Source organism: Psychrobacter sp. NZS113 (assembly GCF_015864825.1).
GTDB lineage: Bacteria > Pseudomonadota > Gammaproteobacteria > Pseudomonadales > Moraxellaceae > Psychrobacter.
In genome coordinates this window covers 471,908-483,504 of sequence record NZ_JADYWL010000001.1, presented here as the reverse complement: position 1 = coordinate 483,504, position 11,597 = coordinate 471,908, and the positions used below count along the sequence as shown (strand labels likewise).

The 11,597-nt window shown below is 42.3% G+C and carries 8 protein-coding genes; 5 read left to right on the top strand and 3 right to left on the bottom strand.

What is annotated here, in order from left to right:
• Positions 1-234: 234 nt before the first annotated feature.
• Positions 235-1,170: a DUF808 domain-containing protein gene (locus I6E61_RS02070; protein ID WP_197128997.1), complete on the bottom strand. Its 936-nt coding sequence runs from the start codon at positions 1,168-1,170 to the stop codon at positions 235-237.
• Between the two features lie 598 nt (positions 1,171-1,768).
• On the opposite strand from I6E61_RS02070, the gene I6E61_RS02065 reads away from it, so the two are divergent.
• The 5 genes from I6E61_RS02065 (at position 1,769) to I6E61_RS02045 (ending at position 7,738) form a co-directional block, all read left to right on the top strand.
• On the top strand, positions 1,769-2,623 hold the full coding sequence (locus I6E61_RS02065) for a DsbC family protein (RefSeq protein WP_197128996.1): 855 nt from the start codon (positions 1,769-1,771) through the stop codon (positions 2,621-2,623).
• Positions 2,624-2,985: 362 nt separating this feature from the next.
• Positions 2,986-4,344 (top strand): homoserine dehydrogenase, encoded by a 1,359-nt coding sequence (locus I6E61_RS02060; RefSeq protein WP_197128995.1) that lies wholly within the window; start codon positions 2,986-2,988, stop codon positions 4,342-4,344.
• A gap of 107 nt (positions 4,345-4,451) precedes the next feature.
• Positions 4,452-5,633, top strand: coding sequence for an acetyl-CoA C-acyltransferase (locus I6E61_RS02055; protein ID WP_197128993.1), 1,182 nt, complete (start codon positions 4,452-4,454; stop codon positions 5,631-5,633).
• Between the two features lie 422 nt (positions 5,634-6,055).
• A complete protein-coding gene (locus I6E61_RS02050; protein ID WP_197128991.1) occupies positions 6,056-6,904 on the top strand; it encodes a DUF2382 domain-containing protein in 849 nt (282 codons plus the stop codon).
• Between the two features lie 240 nt (positions 6,905-7,144).
• Positions 7,145-7,738: a YsnF/AvaK domain-containing protein gene (locus I6E61_RS02045; RefSeq protein ID WP_197128989.1), complete on the top strand. Its 594-nt coding sequence runs from the start codon at positions 7,145-7,147 to the stop codon at positions 7,736-7,738.
• Between the two features lie 207 nt (positions 7,739-7,945).
• Here I6E61_RS02045 and I6E61_RS02040 read toward each other — a convergent pair whose 3' ends face one another.
• Both I6E61_RS02040 and secA read right to left on the bottom strand, forming a co-directional pair.
• Positions 7,946-8,215, bottom strand: coding sequence for a hypothetical protein (locus I6E61_RS02040; protein WP_197128987.1), 270 nt, complete (start codon positions 8,213-8,215; stop codon positions 7,946-7,948).
• Between the two features lie 261 nt (positions 8,216-8,476).
• Positions 8,477-11,284: a preprotein translocase subunit SecA gene (secA, locus tag I6E61_RS02035; RefSeq protein ID WP_197128985.1), complete on the bottom strand. Its 2,808-nt coding sequence runs from the start codon at positions 11,282-11,284 to the stop codon at positions 8,477-8,479.
• Positions 11,285-11,597 lie beyond the last annotated feature (313 nt).

The following is an 11,597-nucleotide window of genomic DNA, read 5'->3' as shown; positions in this document are numbered from 1 at the left end:
TAAAAAGCCCCACATATTATATGCGGGGCTTTTTATTGCCTGCTAATTAGGACGTGTCCCCAATCTGAACAGTAAACGTGAAATGGGTTAAAAATGGCTAAATCTTTGCCAAACTGTGTCAAGTAGCTTGCTGATATCTCGATATTATCTGTACTACCTTCCTTGTTTAGCTGCCATTTATCTCATTTTTAGCACCATTTTCAAAATGAGGACACGCCCTAGCATCTATAAATTTTAATGGGCAGTAGACTCTTTACCACCGCGGACGTTATTGATGACAGTGATGATAAATAAAACAATGGCGCCAACCACGAATCCAAGAATGCCATGCAACAACATAGTGACCAAACCTTCTAGTACCCCTATCTGATGCACAATACCTTCTAAAAAGTGCTCTAAAGGTGCAATACCATGGGCGATAATACCACCACCCACTAAAAACATAGCTATCGTGCCAGCAATCGATAGAAACTTCATCAGCTTTGGTGCAGCAGATAGCATAAACTGACCAAGCTTGCGAGTCCCATCGCTAGCATCTGGCTTCTCAATCAGATGTAGGCCTGCATCATCAATTTTTACAATACCAGCAACCAGACCATAAATACCAATGGTCACAACAATAGCAACGATAGAAAGCACGATTCCTTTCTCTAAGATACCTGCTCCTGCTGCAGTTATTGCGCCTAAAGAGATGACTAAGATTTCAGCTGACAAAATAAAGTCGGTACGAATAGCCCCTTTAATTTTATCTTTTTCAAACGCGACCATATCCACATTATCATCCGCATTTGCCGCACGTCGTGCTTCATGTACTTCATCATGTGGTAATAGCTTTGGCCAAAATTTATGAATAACCTTTTCAGCCCCTTCAAAACTCAGGTATAGACCGCCTATCATGAGTAAAGGCGTGATTAACCACGGTATAAAATAACTGATGAGTAGTGCTGCTGGTACTAAGATAAGCTTGTTGACGAACGAGCCTTTGGCCACTGCCCAGATGACAGGCAATTCACGACTTGGTCTAACGCCAGTTACTTGCTCAGCGTTGAGTGCTAAATCATCCCCAACCAAACCGGCTGTTTTTTTAGCAGCTACCTTGGTCATGACGGAGACGTCATCCATCAATAGGCTTATGTCATCAAGTAAGAGTAATAAACTGGCGCCTGCCATGTGTGTTCCTTATTATGAATTTTTTGAAATAAATAGTGATAAGCGTATTATATAGAGTCTGATAAAAACAATGTTAAATACTACTATGGTTAATCTTATATAGGACAGATATGGTTTTAGGGTCGCTCAACCTGCTATTTATGATGCTTTTACTAGCCTTCCTTGTATTTGAACGCTCTTAAAACACTCATATTAATAGCCTAGCGATACAAGCATAGATATTAAATAGTACAAATGTATCTTAGTTTTTGAGCTTACCTTTATCAGTAGCACTGTAATCATAATCTATATATAGTCAAGTTCATATGAATCCGCTACATCGTCATCCTCGCTAAGCATACTAATGTATAACTTGCACTCGGTTTCCTTGTATCGAAATTATATTGAACCAACTATAGACCGATAGCCTGTGGCTGTTATTTACCATAAATATGTTAATATAGACGACATTACCGCTTACCCTACATGATCAATATTTTCTTGAATCTCCTTAATATTCAAAATCTTAAGGGGTTTTCCATGCACTATCATATATATAATTTATCACCTTCTTTCTTAAAAAATTTACGATTAGGCTCGATGCCGACAGGACACCCATATGCCACTTCCCTTTGTAAAAAACACCTTGGCCCGTAAGCGCTTTCCTCAAAGTAACTTGTCTCGTTTTATGATGAGCGCATTGCTTGTTGTTGTGGCGGCAGGTTGTTCAAACAATGCAGCGGATGCAACCAGCAATACCAGTGTTGTCAATAATACAAAGACCAACGTCAGCGCTACTGAAACGTCAGCAGGTAACGACGCTACCGTGGTAGATGCGTTGCAAGCGAATTTGAAAGCGTCTGGTATCGAAGAGAAAATTGTTTCAGCAGTACCAACCGATATGGACGGGATTTATTGGGTAACAGCAGAAGGGCTACCTCCTTTTTTCACTGACAAGGTTGGCAAGCACATCATCCAAGGGCAAATCATCGCAGTGGGTCAAGAAGCTCCTGTAGATATTAGTGCTGCCTTGGTTGCTAACACAGCGCAAGAAGCCCTAAAAGCAGTTGATAAAAAAGACATGGTTATCTATCCAGCGAAAGGCGAAACGAAGGCTATTATCTATGCCTTTACCGATGCAGACTGTGGTTATTGTCGTAAATTGCATTCAGAGATAGACGACATCAATGCGCTCGGTGTCGAAGTACGTTATTTAGCATGGCCACGCAGCCAAGAGTCCATACCAAAGATGGAAGCGATTTGGTGTAGTGAAGATCGTAAAGCCGCCATGAATCAAGCAAAAGCAGGTGCGAACATTCAAGCACCTAGCTGTGTCAATCCTGTGCAAGAGCATATGATATTGGGTACAAAACTTGGTGTGCGTGGTACTCCCGCTATCTTTACTGAAGCAGGACAGCAAATTGGTGGCTATCTACCTGCAGCACAATTGGCAGAAGCTGCAGGCGCTAACTAAAATTTATAAGATGATTTCAGCATTTTTGATATCTATAGTTGCTGCAAGATAAGTCGGATACACGCAAGGCGAGTGAAAGTACGACACATAGTAGACGGAACAAACCTAACCACTTGTCTGACTTATTTTGAATAGACACTATGACGATGGCGACATTGTGTAGACGTCACAACTGCTTGTCGGTATGATACGATAAAGCGCTATGAAAAATCTGCAGCATACTTTTATTTGAGCATTTTTTATTCAACTATAATGGCGCCGCGATAATACGACTACTGTCAAAATGCGCTGAATACTATTCGCGAATTTGACTCGTAATGGCTTTATACTCGGTTCATTATATTTAACCTCTTGAGGATACTGTGAGCAATTCCATCAAACTAGCGATACTTGGTCTGGGCACCGTCGGAACGGGCGTGATCAATCTAATTAATGACAACTTAGATGAGCTAAAACGCCGTAGCGGACGCAATATTATTATTACCGAAGTCGGTACGCGCCGTCAGCGTGATGATATTGATCCCGATATTATTCAAAACAGTGACTTGATGGCAATTGCTGCGAGCGAAAATGTCGATATCGTGATCGAAGTGATCGGTGGTACGACCTTAGCCAAAGACGTCATCATGCACGCTATTAAAAACGGCAAGCATGTGGTCACTGCAAACAAAGCGCTGTTGGCTGAGTATGGCAATGAAATTTTTGCTTTTGCTGAAGCAAATAATGTGCACGTTGCCTATGAAGCAGCCGTGGCAGGTGGTATTCCCATCATCAAAGTGATGCGTGAAGCACTCGCTGCCAATAAAATCGACTGGCTTGCAGGTATCATCAACGGTACTGGCAACTTTATCATGACCGAAATGCGTGACAAAGGTCGCCCGTTTGCAGACGTACTGAACGAAGCGCAAGAGCTGGGTTATGCTGAAGCAGATCCAACTTTTGATGTGGAAGGGATTGATGCGGCACACAAGTTAGCCCTACTCGCCTCTATCGCCTTTGGTATCCCATTACAGTTTGATAAAGTCTACTGTGAAGGCATCACTGGTATTACCTTACAAGATGTGAACTATGCGGAAGAGCTGGGCTACCGTATCAAGCATCTAGGATTTGCCGTACGCCGTGATGGCCAAGGTGACAATAATGCCGCTGGTATTGAGCTACGTGTACACCCAACACTTATTCCACAAGATGCGCTACTGGCCAACGTCAACGGTGTAAAAAATGCCGTATTGGTAAACTCTCACCCACTTGGGCAGACGCTCTATTGTGGTGATGGTGCTGGTGCTGGCGCGACGGCTTCTGCAGTCATGGCTGATGTCATGGATTTGGTTCGCGTATTGGGTAGTACAGATAACGACGACCAAAGTAGTAATAATGAAAACAACCATGGTCATCATGTCCCGCATTTGGCCTTTATACCTGAGCAGCTATCAGATACACCGATATTACGTGCCGAGCAGATGACCACTGGTTATTACTTGCGTGTGCATGCTAATGACAATCCAGGTGTACTCGCGGATATCACGCGCATTTTAAGTGATGCTGGCATCAATATTGATGCAATTTTACAAAAGCCTGCGCATAAAGTGGGTCAAGTACCGGTGATTATTTTGACACTGCCTGTAGTCGAGAGTCAGATGAATCTAGCAATTGAAAAAATTGAAAAGCTAGATACTATTACCGATAAAGTAGTACGCATTCGCTTAGATGAGCTAGCGTAAGCAAGTCAGAAACCTGCTAGATTATCAGCGTTTGATCATTAGTAAATGTTTGATTTTACTTAACGTAAGATACTCTCATTTAAAATACGCAAAAAGGAATAATAAAAATGTCAAATGATGCAATTGTAATTCTAAACGGCGCACGTACACCAATGGGCGGCTTCCAAGGCGCGTTGCAAGATATGAGCGCAACAGATCTTGGCGCTGCTGCTATCAAAGCTGCAGTTGAGCGCTCAGGTGTGAGTGTTGAGAATATTGATGAAGTTATCATGGGCTGTATCTTAACAGCAGGTTTGGGACAAGGTCCTGCACGTCAGGCCATGCGTAAAGCTGGTCTGTCTGATGCTACTGGTGCTGTCACTATTAATAAGCTGTGCGGCTCAGGTCTAAAAGCAGTGATGCAAGCACATGACGGTATCAAAGCAGGCAGCTTTAATGTGGCCGTTGCTGGTGGCATGGAGTCTATGACCAATGCACCTTACCTCATGCCAGGGTCGCGTGGCGGCTATCGTATGGGTCATAAAGAAGTCAAAGATCATATGTTCCTAGATGGTCTAGAAGATGCTGAAACTGGTAAGCTCATGGGTATGTTCGCTCAAGAAATGGCAATTGAAAAAGGCTATACACGCGAGCAAATGGATGAGTTTGCTATCGAATCGCTGAATCGTGCGCTAACAGCCATCAAAGATGGTCACTTCGCAGACGAGATCGAAGCCGTTACCTTTAAAACCCGTAAAGGTGAGCAAACCGTTGATACTGATGAGCAGCCAGCACTTGCCAATGCTGATCGTATCCCGACCTTACGTCCTGCCTTTGCAAAAGACGGTACTATCACTGCTGCAAACGCCAGCTCAATCTCTGACGGTGCTGCCGCTGTTGTCGTCATGAAAGAGTCTCAAGCAAAAGCTGAAGGTCTAGATTACCAAGCGCGTATCATCGCGACTGCTTCTAACTCTCGTCATCCAAGCGAATTCACTATTGCCCCAATTGGTGCGATTGAAAAAGTATTGGCCAGCGCTGGTTGGTCAGTCGCAGATGTCGATCTATGGGAAATCAACGAAGCGTTTGCCATGGTAACGATGGCTGCTATGGACGAGCTAAAAATTGAGCACGCTAAGGTCAACGTCGAAGGTGGTGCTTGTGCACTGGGTCATCCAGTAGGCTGTTCTGGTGCTCGTATCTTAGTCACGCTTATCAACTCTCTAAAGCGTACAGGCGGCAAAAAAGGCGTTGCTACTCTATGTATTGGTGGCGGTGAAGCCGTTGCTGTTGCAATAGAACTTGCCTAGTATTTAAAACTACCTGAAATTTGAGCATGTTAATGACTTAGCATTTTCAAATTAGGTTGATAGTTTCGAATTTTATTAATTTTATTAGTATTCAAAAACCGCAGCGCTTATTGCTCTGCGGTTTTTTTGTGTCTATCAATTCTCAATACGCAGGAAATATTGCTTTCTGTAAAGTCACGTTAATTTATACCCCTAGCTATGTTATGCCGTTTACAGCCTATTACACGCAATTACTTCAAGTGCACACTTTGCTACCTTGCTCATATATCTCATCAAAAATCATGATGTTAGGATTGTTTCAAGTCAACGTAGAAGCATCTCATAATGACTTGGTACACGTTTTATTATAAAAAAAGCTTTTCGAAAACAAGATATTTCTACAATAACTATTAATAATTAACTCATAAAAAAGGAATACACCAATGAGCCAACTAATTCGTTTAAAAGATATTCAAGCAACTCACCATGACCTTATTGGTGATGACTATTATGACCCAACAGGTAAAACTGCTTACGGTGTCAATGAAGAAAAGATCGGTAAAATCGAAGGCGCACTAGTAGAAGATACGACAGGCCGTATTCGTTATTTAATCGTCGATGCAGGCGGTTGGTTCAGCTCAAAAGAAGTGTTAGTACCAGCAGGTTTAGCACGTATCGTTGGAGATGATGTATTTTTTGATAGCTTAACGCAAGCACAAGTTGAAGCGATGGAAGTATACGACCATGACTATCAATACAGCTACAAAGACCAGTATCAAAAAGACCGTCAGGCATTTGTCGCTGATACCGTTCCTGTTGCTGAACGTATGGAAATCGAAGACCATGCTTATGACGCACCAAATACACTAGAGCTATTAGAAGAACGTTTAACTGTCAATAAAGACCGCATCGTTGCAGGCTTAGTCAAAGTTGGTAAGCATGTCGTGACTGAAGAGCGAAATGTCGATGTTGAGCTAGAAGAAGAGCATGCCAACATCCAACGTACTAATGTGGATCGTCCAACAGACCGCCGTATCGGTGAAGTAAATGGCAATGAGACCGTAGAAGTTGAGCTACAGGCTGAACGTGCTCGTGTCGGTAAAGAAACTTATATCACTGAAGAAGTAAATGTTGGTAAAACGACTGAACGTCATACTGAAACCATCGTTGAAACCATTCAGCGTGAAGAGTTAGATGTTGACCGCGACGGTAACGTAGTCGACCGCGAAGGTAACATTATAGACCGTGATGGTATCACTGCAGAAGATGTACGCCGTGCTCGCGGTATGTAATATACAAAGCCATCGTATCTTTGCTCGGCTCTTACCAAAAGTGTCTCCAAAGCAAAATACGATAGTAATAAGCAACTAAAGATATTTACTTAATAAATCAAGATCAGAGCATGTCTCTGGTCTTTTTTTGCTAATGAGTCTCACAAAATTAATGATAACGTTAAATCAACCAAATGTCTTAATATTGACTCTTCATTAACTGTATAACTATAAATACTGCCCAACTATAAGGAAATTATGATGACTACCAATAATAATGATGGATTTCAAAAAAATAGTGATTATCCAGAACAAGCCACATTATCTAATGAAGACCGCAACCAAAAAGATCTCATCAATGGAGAAAAAAATGGCTACTTAGAGCTGTTAGAAGAACGCCCTGTCATCAATAAAGAACGCCTAGATGTTGGTAAAGTAACCGTCACCAAGCATGCACGCACCAAAACCATTGATGTACCTATTGAGCTCGTAGAAGAGTATATTACTATTCGCACTGAATACCATGACGCGGCCAGTCAGGATCTGTTATCTGGTGATTACGATAAGCAGGACATACTGCGTCATGTTGAGCCATCACTTGATAGTAAAGCCGTCGTCACTGTCAACGGTAAGCAAATTGAAATTGGTGATGAACCTATCGAAATAGTCTTATCTCGCCAAGTAGCCACTATTACCAAAGATACTTATGTTATCCAAGAAGTTGATATTAGCAAGACCATGCATAAGCATACCGACACTATTCAAGTAGCACTTAAGCATGAAGAATTAGATGTGACAGAAGAAGGGTTTTTAGAGCATGAGTCTAGATCTGGTACTAAAATAAATAATGTCTAACCAACTTCCCAAAAATTAGAGATAAAAAAAGCAACGATAACGTTGCTTTTTTTGACTGCTATCGTCGATGCTCTTGATACAGCATGATGCATTTCTTGGATAAATTTTTTAAAACCTTTAGCGGACTTTGCGCATGGCAATTGGGAAAAACTTATAGTAACAGCTCATCGTTACAGTCATTACTATCTTATTTTGCAATGATGATGTCTAGTTAACGGCGCTATCGCTATCTTCATCTACCGAAATAACGGTGCCCTCTTCGACTTCATCAACGGACGTATCTGATGTATCGATAATTATATTATTAGGTTCAGCAGGTTCGGCAGACATCGGTACTGTTTCTTCAGTATCAGTACCATGCTCCATGTCGACGTCTGTCTCTGACTTTTGCTGACAGGCACTGATAGATAGAACACCTGCGAACAGCGCGGTCAACACTACTGAGCCACGTAACCGTTTTAATAACTCTACACTCATAACACACTCCCAAATAAACATGTTAAACACTATAGCCTTTCGGTAAATTCACGCCTATGCCGAATTTGTAAGCAATCAATACAGCATAACTGAGAATTTTAACCGAGTCAGCCTTACTATCGAAAAATTATAGAATGACACTAGCCACTACGAAAAAACCCCTATCCACTTTAGATAAGGGCCTTTCATAATACGCGACTAATACATCACTACTAATGCTCAAATATCCAGTTTCAATATATATTTATGGATAATTGAAGACTATATTTTACCATGACATTGTTTGTACTTGAGGCCTGAACCACAAGGACAAAGTGCGTTACGACTGATGTTTGAGCCAGCATATGGATTTGGTTCACCATCAACATTGCCCGCTATAGCGCCACTTACACCAGCCGCTGCAACGCCGCCACCTAGAGCACTGCTTTGTGCTTGCGCCTGACCAGCAGCTCTATTTTCGTTACTATTTCCATTACTATCTAAGTTATCAACACCATCATGCTCGAACTGCATTTGCATATGAGCAGCATTTTCACGTTGCTGAATCTCTAACGCTTCTAACTCTTCTTTGGTTGGAATATGGACACGTGATAAATCTTGTACGGTCTCAGACTTAATAGCACCAAGCATCATTTGGAATAACTCAAACGACTCACGCTTATATTCTTGCTCAGGGTTTTTCTGTGCATAACCACGTAGATGAATACCTTTACGGAGCTGATCCATCTGTGTCAAATGCTCTTTCCAATGCTTATCTAAGCTCTGGAGCATAAAGTGGCGCTCAAGCTGAGCTGCGTCTTGCTCACCCATCTGATCACGGCGACCATGATAACGCTCTAGTGCCGTTTGGACGATTTTTTCACGCAGCCCTTCTTCATCTAAGCGGCGATCTTCATCAAGCCAATCATTAATCGGCATCGAGATTTTGAACTCGTCTTCTAGCTCATCCTCTAACCCATCGACATTCCATTGGTCATCGATAGAACCCGGCGGAATAAATTGGTTTATCATCGCGTTGTAGACTTCGCGATGCATCACTTCGAGAGCATCAAGCAAATCCATTTCTGCCAGTAAATCATCACGCTGACCATAGATAACTTTACGCTGCTCATTGGCAACATCATCATATTTCAGCAAGTTTTTACGGGCATCGAAATCGCGACTCTCTACTTTGCCTTGCGCGTTCTCAATCGATTTAGAAACCATTTTATGTTCGATGGCTTCATCTTCTTTGAGACCCATCGCACGCATCATATTGACCACGCGATCGCCTGCGAAGATACGCATGAGATCATCTTCTAACGATAAGAAGAAGCGCGACATACCAGGGTCACCCTGACGACCAGCACGGCCACGTAGCTGATTGTCAATACGGCGTGACTCATGACGCTCAGAACCAATAATATGCAAGCCACCCGCTGCTACCACTTGGTCATGCTTGATTTGCCACTGGGCTTTTAGACGCTGCATTTCTTCAGGACTGACAGAATCAATATCTTCAATAAACGACTGCCAGTTACCACCAAGGATAATATCGGTACCACGACCTGCCATATTGGTCGCGATGGTGACAGATTTTGGGCTACCTGCCTGTGCGATAATCTCAGCTTCACGCTCATGCTGCTTGGCATTCAAGACGTTATGCTTGACGTTTTCTTGATCCAATAAATAAGACAATTCTTCACTGGCTTCAATCGTCGCCGTACCAACCAATACTGGCGCACCTTTGGCTTGAATCTCTTTAATTTCGCGGATGATGCCTTTGTATTTTCCTAACTTGGTTAAGAAAATTTGGTCATCCATATCAATACGAGCAATCGGCTCATGCGTTGGAATGACGATGACATCTAAGTCATACGTAGATTTAAATTCTGCCGCTTCGGTATCAGCCGTACCAGTCATACCTGATAGCTTTTCATACAGACGGAAATAGTTCTGGAATGTAGTGGTCGCAAGCGTTTGATTTTCTGCTTGAATCTCGGTGTTTTCTTTGGCTTCTACCGCTTGATGCAGACCTTCTGACCAGCGACGACCAGGCATCGTACGACCGGTATTTTCATCAACGATGACCACTTCGCCTTCATCAACGATGTAATGAACGTTTTTGACAAACACATGATGCGCACGAATAGCTGCCTGTACGTGAGCCAATAGTGGCAAACGACTTGGGCTATATAAGCTTTCATTTTCGCCCAGCTCACCGACTTCGATTAAGAAACGCTCAATTTTTTCATAGCCTTTTTCGCTAATTTCAATCTGACGATTCTTTTCATCAATCCAGAAATCTTCTTCTTCGTTATTCTTATTGGCTTCTTCATCTTTTGAACGGATTAGCACAGGAATAATTGTATTAATCAGCGCATACATACGTGACGAATCTTCGGCTTGGCCTGAGATAATCAACGGCGTACGTGCTTCATCAATTAAGATAGAATCAATTTCATCAATAATACAGAAGTTTAAGGCGCGCTGTTTTTTCTCTTCTAACTTAAAGACCATGTTATCGCGTAGGTAATCAAAACCATATTCGTTATTGGTACCATAAGTAATATCGGCTTGGTAAGCAGCGATTTTTTCTTGTGGCGGCTGCTGCGAATAAATAACGCCAACCGTCATGCCCAAAAATCCGAACAACGGACGGTTTAATTCAGCATCACGCGCGGCCAAGTAATCATTGACCGTGACCAGATGTACACCTTTACCACTGATCGCATTTAGGTACATAGCCAAGGTACCCATCAAGGTTTTACCCTCGCCGGTCTTCATCTCAGCGATTTTGCCTTCGTGCAAGGTTATACCACCGATCAGCTGCACATCGTAGTGACGCATACCATTGACACGTAATGATGCTTCGCGGCAGACGGCAAAAGCTTCTGGCAATAATGCATCTAAGCTTTCACCATTTTGATGACGTGCTTTAAACTCTGCGGTTTTTTGCTGTAATTGCTCATCAGACAGGGCTTGTATTTCGGCCTCTCGTGCGTTGATTTTGCTGACCACTTTACGCATGCGTTTTAATTCACGCTCGTTTTTAGTGCCAACGACACTGCCTATAATCTTTGATAACATAATTTTTTGACCTATGGAAATATTCGATAATTAGTGCGCATTAGCCAACGATTAGCTCGCTGCCTTGTCATTATCCGGCTAACTATAGTCAAAGAAGTCTAAAACAGCTACAAGGCAGCCTACTGCAGATAGTACAAGTCGTACATCTAAGTAGGGTAACGCCGTAGCTATTTAGTAGTTCTCTGATTAGTAGTTCTCTGACTATACCACTCAATGAAGTATCGCCTAATGAAGTATTGCCCAATTAAGTGTGACGCCATTATATATGGTTATGCTGCTGATGGATACAAGGGCAACGAGTAGATATTTGCCA

What these genes read in the sequence shown, in the direction of transcription:
- I6E61_RS02050 (WP_197128991.1), top strand. Translation starts at nt 6,056, where the DNA reads ATGAGCCAACTAATTCGTTTAAAAGATATTCAAGCAACTCACCATGAC.
- I6E61_RS02070 (WP_197128997.1), bottom strand. Translation starts at nt 1,170, where the DNA reads ATGGCAGGCGCCAGTTTATTACTCTTACTTGATGACATAAGCCTATTG.
- I6E61_RS02040 (WP_197128987.1), bottom strand. Translation starts at nt 8,215, where the DNA reads ATGAGTGTAGAGTTATTAAAACGGTTACGTGGCTCAGTAGTGTTGACC.
- I6E61_RS02045 (WP_197128989.1), top strand. Translation starts at nt 7,145, where the DNA reads ATGACTACCAATAATAATGATGGATTTCAAAAAAATAGTGATTATCCA.
- I6E61_RS02065 (WP_197128996.1), top strand. Translation starts at nt 1,769, where the DNA reads ATGCCACTTCCCTTTGTAAAAAACACCTTGGCCCGTAAGCGCTTTCCT.
- secA (WP_197128985.1), bottom strand. Translation starts at nt 11,284, where the DNA reads ATGTTATCAAAGATTATAGGCAGTGTCGTTGGCACTAAAAACGAGCGT.
- I6E61_RS02055 (WP_197128993.1), top strand. Translation starts at nt 4,452, where the DNA reads ATGTCAAATGATGCAATTGTAATTCTAAACGGCGCACGTACACCAATG.